The following is an 18546-nucleotide window of genomic DNA, read 5'->3' as shown; positions in this document are numbered from 1 at the left end:
GCGTTCCGTGATCCAGATTGGTCCGACTGCCGGAGGGCATGATGGGGAAGCACGTCGCCCGGATCACCGCACTGGGGTTCACCATCGCCGCCTCGGCCGCGCTCGCGATGCCGGGCCTGGCGAGCGCCGACACCAGCCCGACACTCGGCGGGAGCTGCGAGGCCACGCTGCAGAAGGGCAGCGCGTCCGGCCTGACGCTCGACGCCGGTGCCCCGCTGAACGCCCCGAACCAGCTCACCGTCGGCCTCGACTCGAGCTCGCGGAACACCGACGGCTCGGCGCCCCTGCTCACCCTGCCGCTCGGCGACACGGTGAAGGCACTCGGCCTCGGCCAGGTGCCGCTGGTCGGCGACGCGGCGGCGAAGGGCGTCTGCCCGGCCGCGCAGGGCACGGTCAACGCGGTCGGCAACCTGACCCAGGGCGTGACCTCCGAGCTGCCGCCGCTGCCCCTGCCGCCGTCGCCGGGCCCGAAGCCGCCGCAGCCCGCGCCGCCCGGCCCGAACCCGCCGAACCCGCCGAAGCCGGGGCCGAACCCGCCGGGCAGCAGCGCCGGGCCGGTGGTCTCCGGCCAGGGGAACGCGGGCCTGCCGGGTGACGCGATCTCGGGCATCTACACCAACGCGGCCCTGCTCCCGGGCAGCCTGGTGCAGGCACCGGTGATCGCGCAGGTCATCCCCGGGCAGGAGGTGCCGCCGCCGACCGTCGACGCCCAGAAGTCCGGCACCGCGGAGGCGCTGCCAGGGGTTACGCCGCCGGCGAAGCTGCCGATGCTGCTCGCGGTGCTGGCGCTGGCGGTCGTCGCGGCCGCGCTCGTCCGGGCCTGGATCCGCCGCAGCCCCGCCTGACGCACGGTGACGCCGGCTTCCACCCGAATGCCGGACATTTCTGAACGAGCGGGCGTCACCCGGCTGCCTTAGCGTCGTTGTACTGGGAAGTAGGCGACGACAGCAGGGGCGGCGAGCATGCAGGATCGGACACGGAGGGCAACGGCGGTCGGTGCGGCGGCGGTCGCCCTCGCGGGTTCCGCCGTGCTCGGCATGCCCGGTACCGCGTCGGCGGACACGATCACGGCCAAGTGCGGCGACACGATCAGCGCCAAGCCCGGTGACACGGTTCAGGCCAGCACGCCGCTGCTCGGCCTCCCGCTCAACCTCGGCGTGGTCACGGAAGGCACCAAGGTGCTGACCGGCACGATCAACGCCGTCCTCGGCACCCTCTGCAAGGTCACCGTGAACGTGGTGAACACCGTCGTCTCGCCGGTACCGGTGGTCGGCGCGCCCGCGGCGAGCGCGATCAACCAGGGTGTCCAGGGCGTGACCAGCGGCACCCAGCAGGGCCTCCGCTCGCTCACCGGCGGCGGCCAGCCCGCTCCGCAGCAACCCGGCGGCACGGGCGGCAACCCGCAGCAGCCGCCGGCCCAGGGCGGCACCGGCGGTGCGCAGCAGGGCGGCACCCCGGCGGGCACCATGCCGATCCCGGACGCGAACAGCCCGCTCCTGCCCGGCTTCGCGAGCACGCCGGTGTTCGGCGGTTTCCCCTTCACGTTCGGCACGGGTTATGCCCCGATGCGCGATTACAGCGGTATTCCGTTCGCGACGGCCGGGCTGTTCTCGCCGTCGCCGGCGATCCGGTACGGCAGCCAGATCCCGGGTTACGCCCCGCAGTACGGCCTCGCCGGTCCGGACGGCGCCTCGGACGGCAATTCCGGCGTCCAGACCGCCGGGCAGGCCGAAGCGCTACCGTCGGCGTCCGGCGGCTTCACGAACGGGTCGAATCTGCCCATGTTGATCGCGGTTCTGGCACTCTCCGGAGTCAGCGCGGGCCTCGTCCGCACCTGGGTACTCCGCCGAATGGCCGCTGCGAATTGATCTGACTGCCGAGTATCTTTCGCCTATCGCCCTCGTTGACCCTGTTGTTCAGGACGACGCCCCGATAACCCCGGAGGAAATGCTCGTGCGGAAGACCCTGACCGTCACCGCCGTCGCCGCGTTCCTGGCCGGCGGCGCGTTCCTCGCCACGGGCACGGCCTCCGCCGCGACGACCCTCGTCAGCAACAGCTGCACGGGGTCGGTCACCGGGCAGATCGGCGACCAGGTGGCGATCGACGGGGCCTCGGTCAAGACCCTGGTCACCACCGGCGCCAACAACGCCGGGACGCTCGCGGTCGGGAGCTGGGCGGGCGACTCCATCGCCAAGATCCACTCCATCCCGGTGGGCCAGGTGCCGAACGCCGCGGGCGGCGAGGCGAGCGGCGCCGCGATCGGCAAGGCGGTGCGCACCGCGCTGGCCGGCTCCGGCACGTGGGGGCTCGGGTTCGACTGGAACAAGACCCTGGACAGCGTCGAAAGCACGGTCGCCAAGGGCTGCGGCCTCACGCTGCTGGCCGGCAACTACGTGGCCCCCAGCACCCCGGCCCAGCAGGGCAGCGGCACCGGCGCCACGCAGGGCCGCGCCGACACCGCTCCCGGCGGCGCGTCGGGCAACCTCTCGAACCTCAACCCCGGCACCGCCGGTGGCACGGGTGGGAGCGCGCCGATGCGCGACTACAGCGGCATCCCGACGGCGACCGCCGGCACGGCCGTCGCCCCCGGCGTGCGCTACCCGGCGAACGGCACCCTCCCCGGTGACGTGTCGGCCCCGCAGGCCGGCGACCAGAGCGGACAGAGCGGCCAGGGTGCGGACGTCCGCGACGCCGGCAACGCCCAGTCGCTGGCCTCGAACAGCGCACCGAACGACGTGCAGCTGCCCATGCTGATCGCGGTGATCGTGCTTGCCGGCGTCACCGCCGGGCTCGTGCGCACCTGGGTGCTGCGCCGGGCCGCCTGACCCCGGAGAAGACCCGCTGTCCGGTCCTGTCGGTACCCCCAGGTAGCCTTACCTGGACAAACCCTCCTGCCACGGACAGTCCGTGGCCGCGAGCCCATAGGAGGTGAGTGGTTGTGTCACGCCATTACGAGGTAATGGTCATCCTGGACCCCACGCTCGACGAGCGCACAGTCGCCCCCACGCTGGACAACTTCCTCAACGTGATCCGCACTTCGGGCGGTTCCGTGGAGAAGGTCGACGTCTGGGGCCGTCGTCGCCTCTCGTACGAGATCAAGAAGCACGCCGAGGGCATCTACGCCCTGCTGGACCTGAACTCCTCGGCCGACGCGGTCAAGGAGCTCGACCGGCAGCTGTCGCTGCAGGAGACCGTGCTCCGCACCAAGGTCATGCGTCGCGAGGTCAAGCGCGCCGCGGCCAAGCCCGCTGCCGCCAAGGCCTGAGCCCGAGGGGAACCCCGATGGCTGGAGACACCGTCATCACGGTGGTCGGCAACCTGACGTCCGACCCGGAGCTGCGCTTCACCCCGTCCGGTGCGGCGGTCGCGAACTTCACCGTCGCGTCCACCCCGCGCACCCTCGACCGGCAGTCCGGCGAGTGGAAGGACGGCGAGGCGCTGTTCCTGCGCTGCAACATCTGGCGCCAGGCGGCGGAGAACGTCGCCGAGTCCCTGACCCGCGGCGCCCGCGTCGTCGTGCAGGGCCGTCTGAAGCAGCGGTCGTTCGAGACGAAGGAAGGCGAGAAGCGCACCGTCGTCGAGCTCGAGGTCGACGAGATCGGGCCCTCGCTGCGCTACGCCACGGCCAAGGTCAACAAGGTCAGCCGCGGTGGCGGCGGTGACTTCGGCGGCGGCGGTGGCGGTGGGAACCGCGGTGGCGGCGGTGGCGGCATGCCTGCCGACGACCCGTGGGGTTCCGCGCCCGCCGCGAGCAGCGGTGGCGGCGGCTTCTCGGACGAGCCCCCGTTCTGATCTCGCACACATCCACAAAGATTTGACTTTCCAGGAGTAACCAGTGGCCAAGCCACCCATCCGCAAGCCCAAGAAGAAGGTCTGCGTGTTCTGCAAGGCCGAGAAGAAGGGCCGCCCGGAACTGATCGACTACAAGGACACCAACCTGCTGCGGAAGTACATCTCCGACCGCGGCAAGATCCGTGCCCGTCGCGTCACCGGCAACTGCAGCCAGCACCAGCGTGACATCGCCATCGCGGTCAAGAACTCCCGCGAGATGGCGCTGCTGCCCTACACCTCGACCGCGCGCTAAGGGAGGGCACTGACATGGCGAAGATCATCCTCACCACGGACGTGGCCAACCTCGGCGGCCCCGGCGACATCGTCGAGGTCAAGGACGGCTACGCGCGCAACTACCTGCTCCCGCGGGGCTACGCGATCGTGGCCTCCAAGGGCGCGGAGAAGAACGTCCGCACCATCCAGCGCGCGCAGGAGAGCCGTCGCATCCGCGACCTCGACCACGCCAAGGAGATCAAGGCGACGCTGGAGGGCCTCGGCGCCATCCAGCTCACCGGCAAGGCGGCCGAGGGCTCGAAGAAGCTCTTCGGTTCGATCACCGCCGGCGAGATCGTCGACGCGATCAAGGCGGCCGGTGGCCCGCTGCTCGACAAGCGCGTCATCGAGCTGCGCGACCACATCAAGACCGTGGGCAAGCACTCGGTCGGCGCCCGGCTGCACCCGGACGTGAAGGTCGACGTGCGGCTCGAGGTCAAGGCCGTCGCGCAGTAACACGGCCACCGCGAGAACCGACTGTTCCCCAGGCGGGGCGTCCCACTACGGGACGCCCCGCCTGTGTCGTTGCGGCGGTGACCGGCTTCGCCCGGATAGTCCGGATGGTCCAACCGGGGGCCGTTCGGGTACCGCCGTTCGGACGCAGGCTGCGTTAGAATTTCCCGTGCCGATCCGCCGGCACGGGGAGCGAGACGGGTCCAGGGGGAGCTGATGAGCGAGGTACCACCGGCCGCGCCGATCCAGGTCGGCAGCGGCGGCAGTCCCGGCGGCTACAAGTTCGAGCCCGGCGAGGTCGACGCCGTGCTCAAGCAGTGGCAGGACCTGCAGCGAGATCTGCTCGACGACATCAAGAACGCCGGAAAGGTCGCGCACGTCCGGGCGCCGGGCCAGGAGTTCGCCAGCAGCGACTTCGTCGAAATCGGGGCCAAGCGTTCCGGCTATTCGCTACTGGACCAGCACCAGATGATGAGCGATTACGTGCAGAACTACATCGACGCACTGATGAACGCGTCGGGCAAGATCAAGCAGGGCGAGCAGCAGGCCACCGACGCGGTCAACAGCCAGAACAAGGAATTCTAGTGGACACCTCCCGTACCGTCCGGCTCACCGCGGGCGTCCTCGCCGCCCTCACGCTCCTGACCGCGTGCACCGGCAAGACCGGCACCGGGACCACCAGCGGCTCGGCCGCACCCGCGCCGACCAGCCAAGCCGCGGACAACGGCGCGCCGAAGGTCCCCGCGCCCCTCAAGACCGACGGCATCCTCGCCGATCCCTGCAGCGCCCTCTCCGCCGCGCAGCAGGACGACATCGGCATGGCCAAACCCGGCAAGGCCACCCAGGGACCGACCGGCCCGGACTGCGCCTGGACATCGAACGGATCGGCATCCAACGTCGTCTCGATCAGCCCGTTCACCGCGAACAAGAACGGGCTCTCCGACATCTACGCCCAAAAGGCCGGTAGTGCCTACTTCGAGCCGCTCACGGTCGCGGGCTACCCGGCCGTCTCGACGAACGTCTCGGACCTCCGCTCGAGCGGCAACTGCCCGCTCTGGGTCGGCGTGACCGACGAGCTCGCCGTCATGGTCCTCGCGCAGATCAGCACCGGGTCGAACAAGCCCCAGCCGTGCACTGTGGCCCAGAAGGTCGCGGAGGCGATGATCCAGCACCTCAAGGGTGCGGAGTGAGGGGGACGACGCCGTGGGGAACGACGCCAACACCGTAGGCAAGGAGCTGAAGGACGCGGCGGTCGGCGCCGGCGTCGGCGCCGCCATCGGGTCGGTCGTGCCGGGGGTGGGGACCGCGGTCGGCGCCGGGGTCGGTGCGGTGGTGGGCAGCCTCGTCGGCCTGTTCAGCGGGGGACCGGACGCCCAGCACGCCGAGGCGAACGTCGGCGGCCGGTCGATCGACGCGCGCGCGATCTGGGAGAAGATCAGCCCGGGCAACACCAGCTCGCTCGACGAGGGCGCCGGCGCGGCCAAGGCCCTGCAGGACGTCCACGCCGCCCGCGCCAGGCAGATCGACGCGCTCAACAAGACGATGGACGCCGCCTGGCAGGGCAACGGCGCTTCGGCCGCCCAGGCCGGAGCGCACCCGCTGGGCATCTGGCTCGACTCTTCGGCGAACAACCTGCAGCAGAGCCACACGTACCTCACCAACCAGGCGGATTCGTTCCACACCGTCAAAGGCAAGGTGCAGGAGATTTCGAAGGAGCCGCCGTCCGCGGGCTTCCTGGACGGGATCAACCCGTTCAGCGACAAGGACGACGAGATCAACCAGTACAACGAGCAGGGAAAGACGAACGTCGCCGCGTTCAACGCCTACTACCAGGCGAGCGCCCAGAACGCCGCCGGCATGCCGCAGTACCAGGCCTGGCAGGGAAACACCATCTCCGACGGCGGCGGCGGCGGGAACTTCGGTGGCGGCAGCGGGAACTTCGGCGGCGGTGGCGCGGGCTCGTTCGGGGGCGGCGGTGCGGGAGCCGGCTCGTTCACCCCGCCCAGGACCGGCACACCGAGGTTCGATGCCCCGCCGCCGCGCACCACGCCGCCGGGCACGACACCGCCCGGCGGGTACCGACCGGCGCCGGGCGTTCCCGGACCCGGCGCGGGCGGGTTCGGCGAGGGGACGAGGGCGGCCGGGTACCTGCCACCCGATCCCGGCACGAGCGGCTTCGGCCCCGGTGGCTCCGGATTCGGCCCCGGCGGTGGCGGCGGTGGCTTCGGCCCGGGCGGCGGCAGCGCGGGTGGCGCCACCGCCGGGTTCGGCCCGGGCGGCTTCGGCCCGGGCAGCGGCGCGCTCTCCGGAACGGGCGAGGGCGGTGCCGGGGCGGGCGGTGCGCGTGGCGCGGGAAGCGCGGCAGGCGGGCGGCCCGGGGCGACCGGCTCGAGCGGGATGGGCGGCATGGGGCACGGCGCCGGAAAAGGCGCGAAGGGCGGCGAAGACGAGGAGCACGCCAGCAAGTACCTCGTCGCCGAGGACCCGAACGAGCTCTTCGGCACCGACACGCTGACCGTTCCGCCCGTCATCGGCGAATGACCCAAGGACCGCCCGTGCTCGATCAGCCCACCAAGTTCACCGTCCCGACGCTGCTCAACCTGATCAAGCGGCGGGGCGGTGAGGCGCACCAGACGTTCTCCGACACGCCGGTCTTCCACGACGAGACCGCCGAGCGCGCGCTCGACAAGCAGGTCAACGCGGTGCTGACCCAGGCGGGCCTGCTGGGGCCGCGCGGCATGGACCGCGACCTGCTCGGCCTGCTCGATTCGCTCTCACAACCGCAACTGGAGTACTACGGCTGGTTCGACGGCGAATTCGCAGACGGCAGCCCGGCGAGGTTCTCCGCGTTTTCGGGCAGCGGCAACGGCGGGGGCTTCGCGCTCATCCGGGTCGCCGGAGAAGACACCGTGGTGCTGCAGCGGCAGCGGGCCGACCGGGTGCTGCCGACGTTCCTCGACATGATCCCGGCCGGCCGCCCGGCGGCGGGCCGGCCGCTGGTCACCAGCAAGAGCGAGTACGAGAGCGGCCGGGCCGCCACCGCCGAAGCCGACCGGCAGTCGATCATGCAGAAGCCGCCCGGGCGCAACGAACCGCTGTCGCCGCTCGAGGAGATGAAGCGGATCGCCGGGCTGCCGAGGTCCGGAGCGGGCACGCTGTACGTGGCGGGACGCCGTGGGCCGGGCACGCGGCGGCTGCGCTGCCCGCGTCCGGTCAACTTCATCGACACGGCCGAGGGCCGCTGGCTGATGGAGGAACGCCCCGGCCGCGGCGACTCGCTCGTCGTGTTCACCCCCGGCACGACCCAGGCGATCGGTGAGCGGCTGCGCAACGCCCACGGCGCACTCGGCTGACGTCACGCTTTTCGGGGAACCTCGGACACCGTGGCGGCGTCGGAGGAGAATGGGCGCCGGATGCGAAGGGGATGGAGCGGGATGGGTAACGAGGTCAACATGTCCGCGCCGGCCGGCGGCGGTGGCGGCTTCACCTTCGACGCCGACAAGATCGACGGCGTCATCAAGAAGTGGCAGGACCTGCAGGCCGACCTGAAGCGCGACTACGACGACGCCAACCTGATGGCGAACGTGAAGGCGCCCGGCAAGGAGTTCGCGAGCGGCGACTGGGAGAAGCTCGCGAACCCGTCCGGCAAGGCGTTCCTCGAGCAGAACCAGAAGATGCAGGACTACGTCAAGAACTACATCGACGCGCTCACCGCCGCCAAGCAGAAGATCACCACCAAGGAGTCGGACGTCCACGCCGACCTTTCGAAGCAGGGGAACCAGGCCACGTGAACCGACGACTCCTCGCCGTCCCGGCGCTGGCCTGCGCCGTGCTCGTCCTCGCCGGCTGCGGCGGCAAGACCCGCGGCACCGCCAACCCGGCGCCCTCCACCGCCGAGTCCGCCAGCGAGACCAGCCGGTCCACCGCCGACACGGCGCCGCGGGTGCCGAGCCCGCTGAACACCGCGTCGATCACGTCGGACGCCTGCGCGACGATGAACGCGTCCGGCCGCTCCTCACTCGGCCTCGGCGAGGGCGTGCCGCGGACCACGGGCAACGGCCCGAGCTGCACGTTCCAGGAAGCCGCCGACCCGGGCAACCAGCTCGACGTGACCACGGTGACGGCGAACAAGAACGGCCTGCAGGACGTCTACGACACCAAGGCGAACGACGCCTACTGGGGCGAGACCCAGGCCTACGGCTACCCCGGCGTCTACGCCGCCGCGGTGGACGGCCGCAACAGCGGCAAGTGCGGCCTGTTCGTCGCGGTGACCGACCAGCTCGTGGTCAACATCCTGGTCCAGTACGACCACGGCGCCGGCGCATCGGACCCGTGCTCCGTGGCGATGAAGTTCGGCGAGTCGATGATCCGCACCCTGGGAGGCTGACGTGCTGGAACTGGTGCTCCTCGGCGGCTTCGCCGCCTACAACCTGGCCACCACGCATTCGGACGACCACACGTCGGTGCAGGGTGACCGCAAGATCGACTGCTACGACATCTGGGAGAAGATCACCACCGGTCCCGGCGCCGGCTCGATCGAAAGCGGCCAGTCCGCGGCCAGCCGGCTGAAGGGCGCCTACGCCGAGCGCCTCGGCACCATCGACGCGCTGGCCAAGGAGATGGACGCGGCCTGGACCGGCGGCGGCGCGGAGGCGGCGCAGAACGCCGGCGCGCACCCGCTGCGGGTGTGGATGCAGGACTCCGGCACCAAGCTCACCGACTCGGACAAGTACCTCGGCGAGCAGCACAACGCCTTCACCACGGTGCACGCGCAGGTGCAGCAGGTGCCGAAGGACCCGCCGAAGAACAACCTGCTCAACGCGGTGACGCCGTGGACGACCGACACCGACCGGGCGATCCGCGACTACAACACCAAGGGCCAGGCCAACGTCGACGCCTTCAACACCTACTACAAGGCGAGCAACGACAACGGCCAGAAGATGCCGGCGTACGCCGCGCTCCAGGGCCAGCAGGAGAACGTCAACGTCGACGGCGGCAAGGACGGCAAGAAGCCGGGCGACAAGAACGGCAACGGCTCGGGGGACGGCAACGGCAACGGCAACGGCAACGGGAACGGCACCGGCTCGGTTCCCGGCGTGAACATGCCGGGCCCGGGCGGCGTGCCGTCCTTCCCCGGCCAGCCGAACACCCCCGGGGGCAGCTTCGACCCGGGCAAGGTGCCGGGCTTCGACCCGTCGAAGCCGCCGGCCTTCGACCCGTCGAAGGTCCCGGGCGGGAACTACGACCCGGCCAAGATCCCCGGTGTGGGCAGCTACACCCCGCCGAACTTCAGCGACGGCACCCACTCCTCGGGGTTCACCCCGCCGAAGCTCCCCGGGGCCGGCGGTGGCTTCGGCCCCGGTGGCTCGGGTGGCGCGGGCGACTTCTCCATCCCGGGTGGCGGCTTCGGCCCGGGCGGCTCGGGCGGGATCGGCGACCCGTCGGCGGGCTTCGGCCCGGGCGGCGTCGGCTTCGGGCCCGGCGGCTCGACCGGGGCGGCCATGCCCGGCGCCGGTGACGCGGCCGGTGCCGGCCGGGGCGGCGCGGGGGCCGGCGGGGCGCTGGGCGGCGCGGCCGCGGGCCGCGGCGGTGCGTCCGGGATGGGTGGCATGGGCGGCATGCACCCCGGCGGCGCGAAGGGCCAGGGTGGCGGCGACGAGGAACGCACGTCGAAGTACCTGCTCGGCGACGACCCCAACGACATCTTCGGCACCGACGAGCTGACCGCGCCGCCGGTCATCGGCGAGTAGCGCGGGCCGGACGGCCGGGCGCGTGCCAAGATGGGCCCGCCCGGCTCGTCCGGGTTCACCAAACCGTTTTCGAGTTCGAACTTTCTCTGGGGGAAAGCGCGGTGCTGGACAGGCAGGTCACCATCACGACCGGCACCCTGATCAACCTGGTCCGGCGCCGGGGCGGCGAGCCGCACACGGTGCTGGCCGAGAAGCCCACCTGGTACAGCGACGAAGCCCAGCGCGCCGAGGACGAGCGGACCAACGCCGAGCTCGCCAAGGCCGGGCTGTTCGGCCCGCGCGGCATGCACCCGGGGTTCGTCGCGACGATCGAAGCGATCGCCCGGCCGCAGCTGGAGTACTACGGCTGGATCGACGGCGGGTTCCAGGGCAAGCCGGTGAGCTACCGGCTGCTCGCGGGCAGCGCCGGCGGCGAGGCGTTCGTACTGGCCAAGCACGAGGAGCTGGACGTCGTCGTGCTCGAATCGTCCCGGCCCGGCGAGCTGCTCGACGACTTCCTGGGGCAGATCCCGAAGCTGGCGCCGGGCCGCGGGACGCCGCTCGCCGTGCCGAAGAGCCAGATCGAGGGCACCGCCCGCGGCGACGACGGCGGCGGGTTCGCCGTGCTCCGCAACGACCGCCCGGCCGAGGGTTCCCAGGAAGTCGAAGAGCTCCGCCGGATCCTCGCGTTGCGCCGGATGGGGAGCGGCAGCCTCTACGTCGCGGCCCGCAGCCGCACCGGCGCCCGGCACCGGATCGAACGCCCGGTGAACTACATCGATACCTCGGAAGGCCGATGGCTGACCGAAGAGATCCCGGGCCGGGGCGAGAACCGGATCGCCTTCACCCCGGCCGACCAGCGCGTTCTCGCCGATCGGTTACGCAGCGCACAGGGCCGGCTCACCGCGGCATGATCGAAGGGCCGTTCAGCCCACCGAGTTACGCGTCTACCCTCCGTGATATTCATCCACAGGTCGCGCGGTTCAATGGGTTCGAGCTGGTCCACGACACGCCGAAGAACGGACTTCCCGCGACACGCCGGACGAGTTTTCCCCGAGTTCTCCACACCTTATACACAGCCTTTGACCTGCGGATTCACCAAAGCCGATCACGCTTGTCCCCAACTTGTCCACAGCTCTGGCCACACCTGTGATTGGTTACCCCCGTTCATCCCCAGGTTGTCCACAGAAGGGTCCCCACCCTGAATTGCCATCGGCCGTCCGGGGGATCTAGCGTGCCCGGTCGGGCCTGTACTCACGGTGGCGCTCCGCGTGTCTGCGGCAGCCGGCCGGCGTTGTCGCCGATCATCGGGGGACCAGGGTCCGGGTGGCCGGTGGCACGAGCACGGGCCACGTGCTTCGAGAGCGAAGATCCGGCATAATCGAACGGGTGTTCGACACGATGAGGAGGTGTCCGGGGCGGTGGCGCTGACCGACGACCGCAGTCCGATGTATGCGGAGGAAGACCCGGGTCCGAGCGACCCCGGTCCCGGTGGCGGTGGGGGTTTCGACCGCCAGCCGCCGCAGGACATCGCGGCCGAGCAGTCCGTGCTCGGCGGCATGCTGCTGTCGAAGGACGCGGTCGCCGACGTCATCGAGGCCCTCGGGCCCGACGACTTCTACCGGCCCGCGCACCAGGCGATCTACGACTGCATCCTCGACCTCTACGGCCGCGGCGAGCCCGCCGACCCGATCACCGTGTCGGCCGAGCTGGAGCGGCGCGGGGAGCTGGGCCGCGTCGGCGGCGCGCCCTACCTGCACACGCTGATCGCGACGGTGCCGACGGCGGCGAACGCGGGCTACTACGCGGAGATCGTCTCGGAGAAGGCGGTGCTGCGCCGGCTGGTCGAGGCGGGCACCCGGATCGTGCAGTACGGCTACGGCGCGGCCGCGGCCGACGGCGCGAACATCGACGAGGTGGTCGACCGCGCGCAGGCCGCGATCTACGACGTCACCGAGCGGCGGACCAGCGAGGACTACGTCGCGCTGGAAGAGCTGCTGCAGCCGACGATGGACGAGATCGACGCGATCGCCTCGCGCGGCGGCCAGTCGCAGGGCATCCCGACCGGCTTCACCGACTTCGACGAGCTGACCAACGGCCTGCACCCGGGCCAGATGATCATCGTCGCCGCCCGTCCCGGTGTCGGCAAGTCGACACTGGGGCTGGACTTCGCGCGTTCGGCGTCGATCCGCCACGGCCTGACCAGCGTCATCTTCTCGCTGGAAATGAGCCGCACCGAGATCGTCATGCGCATGCTCTCGGCCGAGGCCAAGATCCGCCTCGCCGACATGCGCGGCGGCAAAATGTCCGACGACGACTGGACGCGGCTGGCCCGCCGGATGAGCGAGGTCTCCGAGGCACCGCTGTTCGTCGACGACTCGCCGAACATGACGATGATGGAGATCCGCGCGAAAGCCCGGCGGCTGAAGCAGCGCAACGACCTCAAGCTCGTCGTCCTCGACTACCTCCAGCTGATGACGTCCGGCAAGCGCGTCGAGTCGCGGCAGCAGGAAGTCTCGGAGTTCTCGCGGCAGATGAAGCTGCTGGCGAAGGAGATCGAGGTCCCGGTGATCGCGATCAGCCAGCTGAACCGTGGTCCCGAACAGCGCACGGACAAGCGCCCGATGCTGTCCGACCTGCGTGAGTCCGGCTCACTGGAGCAGGACGCCGACCTCGTCATCCTGGTCAACCGCCCCGACGCCTGGGAGCGGGACGACCCGCGCGCGGGCGAGGCGGACCTGATCATCGCGAAGCACCGCGCCGGGCCGACGGCCACGATCACCGTCGCGCACCAGCTGCACTACAGCCGGTTCGTCGACCTCTCGCACGACTAACCGAGCGCGCTGTACCCGCGGACGAACGCCGTGAGGAGCCGGCCGAAGTTCTCGCGGTCCTCCGCCGGCCAGTCCGCCATGACCTCCGCGAACACGCCACGGCGGAAGGCGTGCAGGTCCTCGAGGTGCGCCCGGCCGGCTTCGGTCGGCACGAGCACCGCACGCCGTCCGTCGCGCTGATCGGCTTCGCGGCGGAGCAATCCCTGCTCGACAGCGCGCGCCACCAGCCGGCTGGCGCGCGGCTGGTCGACGCCCATCGCCGCACCCAAGGCCGTCACCGTGCCGGGTTCACCGCGCTCGGCGAGCTCTTCGACCACGTCGAGCAGCTCGAACACCGGGTCGTGCGCACCGCGGCCCCGGGCCTTGCCGATCCGGCTGAGGGCTCGCCGCTGCTGGCTGCGGCGGATCGCGATCATGGCGCGCTCGACGTCGGCCACCGCGTCCGTCATGGTTGCTCCACCTCCAAACTACATGTACTTTTACATGTAGTTGTTCGCTGACATACCGGAGTACTCATGAAACCCCTCGGCTGGTGGCTTCGCCACCTCCACGAGCTCCTCGAATCCTCCATGGCCCAGGTCCTCGACGCGGAGTCGCTGCCCCGTCGGCACTGGCAGGTACTCAACACGATCGCCCTCGGCGCCCGCACGCCGGAGCAGGTCGACACGGCGATGGCGCCCTTCGTCGCGGGCGAAGGCACGATGGCGCCGAAGGTGGCCGACCTGCGTGCCCGCGGCTGGGTCGCCGAGGACGGCACCCTGACCGCCGACGGCCGCGAGGCGCACGCCCGCGTCGAAGAGCGCATCAAGGAGTTCCGCGCGAAAGCCGTCGAGGGCATCGGCGAGGACGACTACCGCACCACGCTGCGGACGCTGGAGCGGTGCGCCGCGAACCTCGAAGCCGCCTGAGGAATATCCCGGGACGCGGCGGCGTCGGGTACTCTAGTAGTTGAACTTTCAAACACTGGAGCCGTCGATGACCAGCACCCCGGTCCTCTACCTCAGCCACGGAGCGCCGCCGCTCGCCGACGACGCCACGTGGACCCGCCAGCTCGCCGCCTGGTCGGCCGACCTGCCGAAACCCCGCGCGATCCTGGTCGTGTCGGCGCACTGGGAGGAGGCGCCGCTGACCATCGGGGCGACGACGACCGTGCCACTCGTGTACGACTTCTGGGGCTTCCCCGAGCGCTACTACCAGGTCGAGTACGCCGCTCCCGGCGCGCCGGAGCTGGCGGCGAAGGTCCGGAAGCTGCTTCGCTCGCCGGAGACGCCGGTGCACGACGCCCCGGACCGCGGTCTCGACCACGGCGCCTACGTGCCGCTGGTCGAGATGTACCCGGACGCCGACGTCCCGGTGCTGCAGGTCTCGATGCCCTCGCTCGACCCGCGGGAGCTGTTCGACGTCGGCCGCAAGCTCGCGCCGCTGCGCGACGAAGGCGTGCTGATCATCGGCAGCGGCTTCTTCACCCACAACCTGAGCGGCATGGCCCGCGCCACCGACGGGACGCCACCGGCGTGGTCGGCCGAATTCGACCACTGGGGTGACGAGGTCCTGCGCCGCGGCGACGTCGACACGCTGCTCGACTTCCGGCACAAGGCGCCGGCGGCGGCGCTCGCACACCCGCGGATCGAGCACTTCGCGCCGCTGTTCGTCTCCCTCGGCGCCACCTCGGACGAGCGGTCCGGGCACACGGTGATCGACGGCTTCTGGCACGGCCTGGCGAAGCGTTCCCTCCAGTTCGCCTGACCCGGCCCCGGACGCGAGCGAGCCCCAGGAGCCGTGGTGGCTCCTGGGGCTCGCCGTCTCCAGGGAAGGAGCGCTATTCGGTGTTCGCGGGTGGTCCCGCATCCGCGGTCACTGGGCCGGAGCGCTCCGTGCGAGGTCGCCCTCGCGGCGCGGTGGAGCGCCGGCCGCCGTGACAGCGGGGTTCGTGGGCCGGCGGGTTCCCCGGTTGGGGAGCACCCGCCGGCTTCACCGCACTACTTGCGCTTCACCAGACCCAGCAGCTTCGCGAGGAAGCCGGTCGAGTCCAGGCCGGACATCGCCGGGACCTGCGGGGTGCTGTCCAGCACCGGCAGCTTGGCGTTGACCGGGACGGCCGGCGCGGCCGGCAGCGCGACGGGCACGTCCGCACGCTCGGTGCGGCCCGGCAGGACCGACGGCAGCGCCGGCAGCGCGACGGGCAGGCCGGCGGCCGGCAGGTCCGCACGCTCGGTGCCGTGACCCCCAAGGGAGCCCAGCGAACCCAGGGCCGACAGACCGGTCACCGCGGGCAGCGCCGAGGCGGTCGGCAGGGTCGGCTTCGGCAGCGCCGGAACGCCACCCAGTGCGGGCAGGCCGCCGGTCGGGAGGTCGGCACGCTCGGTACCACCCGGCAGGGCTTCACCCACGGCGGCCAGCCCGGCCACCGCCGGCAGCACCGAGGCGGTCGGCAGGGACGGCACCTGCACCAGCTTCGTCAGCCCGCCCACCGACGGCACGTCGGCACGCTCGACCGGCGCGGTGGCCGGCAGCGCGGGCAGACCGCGGGTGGGCAGGCCCTGGGTGGGCAGCCCGGCGATCGGCAGCGCGCTGGTCAGGCCGTCCACCGACGGCAGCCCACCGAGCAGGTTGGTGATCGGCAGCTTGCCGGTCAGCCCGTCCACCGACGGCATCCCGCCCTGGGTGGGCAGGCTGCTGCGGAGCGCGGCCAGCGACGGCAGCTCGTCGGCCGCCAGCTCCGAACCCTCGGCCGGGAACGCGATGGCGTCCGCGGTCTCCTCGTCGATGCTCGTGACGTCCGTCGCGCGGGCGGTGGCGACCCCGAGCAGCTCGAGCGGCACGCCGAAGATCTGCACCGGGAGCGCGAACGCGTGGTAGCCGTTGATGCCCGACAGCGCGGACTGGTCGCCCGCGGTGACGGCCTTGCCGCCGTTGTGCGTCGTCAGCATGTTGTCGCCGGCGGCGTTCGCCACGCCGCCCACGGTCACCGCGTCGCCGAACAGCTGCGCGATCGCGGTCACCGGCAGGTCGAGGATGTTGCCGGAGATCGCGCCTTCGACACCGGAGGTGGTGTCGTCGCCCGCGTTCTCGACCTGCGTCATGTTGACGCCGGCGCCCTTGGCGACACCCGCGACGCTCACGGCGTCGCCGAAGACCTGCGCCACCGCCAGCGGGTCCACACCCACGATGTTGCCGGCCACGCTGCCGCGGTCGCCACTGGTGGTGGCGTCGCCGCCCGCCTCCGACGCGACGTCGTTGGTGCCCTTGCCGGTGCCCAGCGCGGCCCCGGCGATCCCGTCGCCGAAGACCGAGCCGGCGCCCGCGATCGGGGCCTTCACGATGTTGCCGGTCAGCGCACCGTCGCGGCCGTCGGTCAGGGCGTCGCCGCCCGCCTTCGCGTCGGTGATGTTGTCATTCTCACCGGTGCCGATGCCGCCGAGGGCGCCACCGACGCCCATCGCCTGCACCGGCAGCGCGACCGGGGCCTCGATGATGTTGCCGGCGCCGGCGCCGGCCGGGCCGGCCGCCTTGAGCTCGCCGCCCGCGATGGACGTCGTGTCGGTCGAGCCCTTGCCGTGGCCCTGGCCGATGAAGGCGCCACCGATGTTGGCGACCTGCACCGGGGTCGACAGCGGGGCCGCGCCCAGGTTCGAGCTCAGGAAGCCGTTGTCGTCGTTGGTGTTGCCACCGCCGCCGCCGTGGACGACCTTGGTCTCGTCGGCCGCGCCGGAGCCCTGGCCGATGAACGAGCCGCCGATGCCGAAGACCTCGGCGGGCAGGGCGAGCGGCACCTGCACGATGTTGCCCGAGCCGGACGAGTTGTTGCCCAGCGTGCCGTCGTACCCGCCGGCGGTGACCTTCTTGTCCTCGGTCGCCGAGCCGGTCGCGTTGCCGATGTGGCTGCCGCCGATGCCGAAGACCTCGGGCGCGCCCGCGGCCTGGGTGTTGACGGTGTTGCCGCCGAGGACGGCGCCGTTGCCCCGGGTGTAGCTGCCGTCGCCCGCGTTGGCGTCGGTCGTGTTGTCGTGCGCGGCGTCCGCCTGGCCGATGTAGGTGCCACCGATGCCGAAGGCCTCGACCGGCAGCGCGACCGACGGGTTCAGGACGTTGCCCGACCCGCTCGAGTTGTCACCGGCGGTCGTGACCAGGCCACCCGAGTCGACAGTGCTGGAGGAACTGCCGGGTGCGGGGATGCCCGCCGAGGCGTTGCCGATCCACGAGCCCGCGACACCCGCGACGTTCGCGATCGGGGACAGCGCGGCCGATCCGGCGTTGCCGGACAGGAACGAGTCGTTGCCGCTGGTCGCGAGGTAGGTCGGGCTGCCACCGCGGACCGTGCGGTTCGCGCCGGCCACGGCGTCGGCGGAGGTGTTGCAGCCGTCGGAGTTCGACAGCGAGCCCCACACCGCACCGGAGTTGCAGTTGAACTTGACCGGCAGGGCGATCGGCGCACCGACCACGTTGCCCGACCCGGAGGCGTGGTCGCCCGAGCTCAGCAGCGAGCCGCCCGAAGCGGCGACGGTGTCGGCCGAGTAGCCGTGGCTCTGCCCGTTGCCGAGCAGGTAGGACGCGGCGTTGCCGGTCACCTGCACCGGGGTGGCGAACTGGCCCGCCAGCACGTTGCCGGACAGCGCGGAGCCGTCGCCGTTGGTGGCGACGTCCCCGGTCTCGGTGGTGCTCTGGCTGGCCGAGCCGCCGGTCACGCGGCCGGTGCCGCCGGCGACCCCGCCGCCGTTGCCGGCGATCTGGACGGGGAGCGCCCAGTCGAGGACGACGGCGTTGCCCGCGAGGCTGGAGTCCTGGCCGGTCGTCTTGACGTCCTGGTCGTGGCTCCAGGTCTGCGAGTGGTCGGTGCCCTCGACGTTCGCGTCGCCGATCACGCCGATCGCGTTGTCCACGATCTGGATCGGGACGACGACGTCGCCGGTGACCTTGTTGCCCTTGAGGTTGTTGTGCCCCGGGGTGAACTTGCCCGCGCCGTCGGCCTTGGTGGCCCCGCCGAGGGTGCTTTCGCTGATCGGGCTCGCGTCGTCGAGCTGCTTCGCAGCCTCGTTCGCGGCCTTGGTGACCGGCTTGGTGCTCAGCTCCGTCTGCCCGGCGGGCAGGTCCAGCTGGCCGAAGGGGGTGCCGACCGCGTTGTTGGCTTCCTGGACCGGAGCCGTCACGTTCAGGTCGAGCGGCGAGGCAGGGGTGTCAGGGCTGACGTTCTCGTCAGCCGAGGCGATGCCGGTGCCCAGCATCAGCAACCCACCCGTGACAAATGCGGTCTGGAGTCCGCGCTTTGCCCACGTCTGCATGGGGTTTTTCTCCTTTATTTCGGGTTCCCTTGCGGGTTCATGAAGGTGCGTCGATCCGCACCGAGGGGGAGGTGGAACGTCTTGCGGGCGCAACAAAGCGCACCGCCGAGTCACGGGTGTTGCGCGGACGCCGAGCCGTCAGCGAA

The 18546-nt window shown here is 71.5% G+C and carries 20 protein-coding genes; 18 read left to right on the top strand and 2 right to left on the bottom strand.

Annotation, left to right across the window (positions count from 1 at the left end; all coding sequences use genetic code 11):
* Window positions 1-38 precede the first annotated feature (38 nt).
* The 16 genes from ACWEGE_RS11960 (at window position 39) to dnaB (ending at window position 13121) form a co-directional block, all read left to right on the top strand.
* Window positions 39-845 (top strand): hypothetical protein, encoded by an 807-nt coding sequence (locus tag ACWEGE_RS11960; protein WP_449660601.1) that lies wholly within the window; start codon window positions 39-41, stop codon window positions 843-845.
* A gap of 117 nt (window positions 846-962) precedes the next feature.
* Window positions 963-1868: a hypothetical protein gene (locus ACWEGE_RS11955; protein WP_449660427.1), complete on the top strand. Its 906-nt coding sequence runs from the start codon at window positions 963-965 to the stop codon at window positions 1866-1868.
* 79 nt (window positions 1869-1947) lie between these two features.
* On the top strand, window positions 1948-2826 hold the full coding sequence (locus ACWEGE_RS11950; RefSeq protein ID WP_449660426.1) for a hypothetical protein: 879 nt from the start codon (window positions 1948-1950) through the stop codon (window positions 2824-2826).
* A gap of 113 nt (window positions 2827-2939) precedes the next feature.
* On the top strand, window positions 2940-3266 hold the full coding sequence (gene rpsF, locus ACWEGE_RS11945) for a 30S ribosomal protein S6 (RefSeq protein ID WP_200876551.1): 327 nt from the start codon (window positions 2940-2942) through the stop codon (window positions 3264-3266).
* 17 nt (window positions 3267-3283) lie between these two features.
* Complete coding sequence (locus ACWEGE_RS11940; protein WP_449660425.1) at window positions 3284-3793, top strand: single-stranded DNA-binding protein; 510 nt, start codon at window positions 3284-3286, stop codon at window positions 3791-3793.
* Window positions 3794-3836: 43 nt separating this feature from the next.
* Window positions 3837-4085: a 30S ribosomal protein S18 gene (rpsR, locus tag ACWEGE_RS11935; protein WP_003098744.1), complete on the top strand. Its 249-nt coding sequence runs from the start codon at window positions 3837-3839 to the stop codon at window positions 4083-4085.
* Window positions 4086-4099: 14 nt separating this feature from the next.
* A complete protein-coding gene (gene rplI / locus ACWEGE_RS11930) occupies window positions 4100-4561 on the top strand; it encodes a 50S ribosomal protein L9 (RefSeq protein WP_003098743.1) in 462 nt (153 codons plus the stop codon).
* Between the two features lie 213 nt (window positions 4562-4774).
* The gene (locus ACWEGE_RS11925; RefSeq protein ID WP_449660424.1) at window positions 4775-5143 is read left to right on the top strand and encodes a hypothetical protein; all 369 of its coding nucleotides are present in this window, start codon (window positions 4775-4777) and stop codon (window positions 5141-5143) included.
* Window positions 5143-5748 carry a DUF3558 domain-containing protein gene (locus tag ACWEGE_RS11920; RefSeq protein WP_449660423.1) on the top strand — a complete coding sequence of 202 codons (606 nt, stop codon included), beginning with the start codon at window positions 5143-5145 and terminating at the stop codon, window positions 5746-5748. Before ACWEGE_RS11925 ends, ACWEGE_RS11920 begins: the two co-directional genes overlap by 1 nt.
* Before the next feature lie 13 nt (window positions 5749-5761).
* Window positions 5762-7099, top strand: a complete 1338-nt coding sequence (locus ACWEGE_RS11915; RefSeq protein WP_449660422.1) for a hypothetical protein — start codon at window positions 5762-5764, stop codon at window positions 7097-7099.
* A 14-nt stretch (window positions 7100-7113) separates the two neighbouring features.
* Entirely contained in the window at window positions 7114-7911 is a 798-nt protein-coding gene (locus ACWEGE_RS11910) for an ESX secretion-associated protein EspG (protein ID WP_449660421.1), read from the top strand.
* An 81-nt stretch (window positions 7912-7992) separates the two neighbouring features.
* Complete coding sequence (locus ACWEGE_RS11905; RefSeq protein WP_449660420.1) at window positions 7993-8349, top strand: hypothetical protein; 357 nt, start codon at window positions 7993-7995, stop codon at window positions 8347-8349.
* On the top strand, window positions 8346-8945 hold the full coding sequence (locus ACWEGE_RS11900; protein ID WP_449660419.1) for a DUF3558 domain-containing protein: 600 nt from the start codon (window positions 8346-8348) through the stop codon (window positions 8943-8945). The genes ACWEGE_RS11905 and ACWEGE_RS11900 overlap by 4 nt, the downstream gene beginning before the upstream one ends.
* 1 nt (window position 8946) lies before the next feature.
* Window positions 8947-10308, top strand: a complete 1362-nt coding sequence (locus ACWEGE_RS11895) for a hypothetical protein (RefSeq protein ID WP_449660418.1) — start codon at window positions 8947-8949, stop codon at window positions 10306-10308.
* 101 nt (window positions 10309-10409) lie between these two features.
* Window positions 10410-11201 carry an ESX secretion-associated protein EspG gene (locus tag ACWEGE_RS11890; RefSeq protein ID WP_449660417.1) on the top strand — a complete coding sequence of 264 codons (792 nt, stop codon included), beginning with the start codon at window positions 10410-10412 and terminating at the stop codon, window positions 11199-11201.
* Window positions 11202-11708: 507 nt separating this feature from the next.
* Window positions 11709-13121: a replicative DNA helicase gene (gene dnaB, locus ACWEGE_RS11885; protein ID WP_449660600.1), complete on the top strand. Its 1413-nt coding sequence runs from the start codon at window positions 11709-11711 to the stop codon at window positions 13119-13121.
* Here dnaB and ACWEGE_RS11880 read toward each other — a convergent pair.
* Window positions 13118-13570: a MarR family winged helix-turn-helix transcriptional regulator gene (locus ACWEGE_RS11880; protein WP_449660416.1), complete on the bottom strand. Its 453-nt coding sequence runs from the start codon at window positions 13568-13570 to the stop codon at window positions 13118-13120. The genes dnaB and ACWEGE_RS11880 overlap by 4 nt on opposite strands.
* Window positions 13571-13636: 66 nt before the next feature.
* Between ACWEGE_RS11880 and ACWEGE_RS11875 the strand changes: the two genes are divergently transcribed.
* Together ACWEGE_RS11875 and ACWEGE_RS11870 are read left to right on the top strand one after the other, a co-directional pair.
* Complete coding sequence (locus ACWEGE_RS11875; protein ID WP_449660415.1) at window positions 13637-14029, top strand: helix-turn-helix domain-containing protein; 393 nt, start codon at window positions 13637-13639, stop codon at window positions 14027-14029.
* 67 nt (window positions 14030-14096) lie between these two features.
* Window positions 14097-14867 carry a dioxygenase family protein gene (locus ACWEGE_RS11870; protein ID WP_449660414.1) on the top strand — a complete coding sequence of 257 codons (771 nt, stop codon included), beginning with the start codon at window positions 14097-14099 and terminating at the stop codon, window positions 14865-14867.
* Window positions 14868-15100: 233 nt separating this feature from the next.
* Here the strand turns inward: ACWEGE_RS11870 and ACWEGE_RS11865 are convergent, their stop codons facing one another.
* Complete coding sequence (locus tag ACWEGE_RS11865; protein ID WP_449660413.1) at window positions 15101-18400, bottom strand: PE-PGRS family protein; 3300 nt, start codon at window positions 18398-18400, stop codon at window positions 15101-15103.
* Between the last annotated feature and the right edge of the window lie 146 nt (window positions 18401-18546).

This window comes from Amycolatopsis sp. NPDC004747 (assembly GCF_053601335.1).
This window is presented reverse-complemented; position numbering and strand designations above follow the sequence as displayed.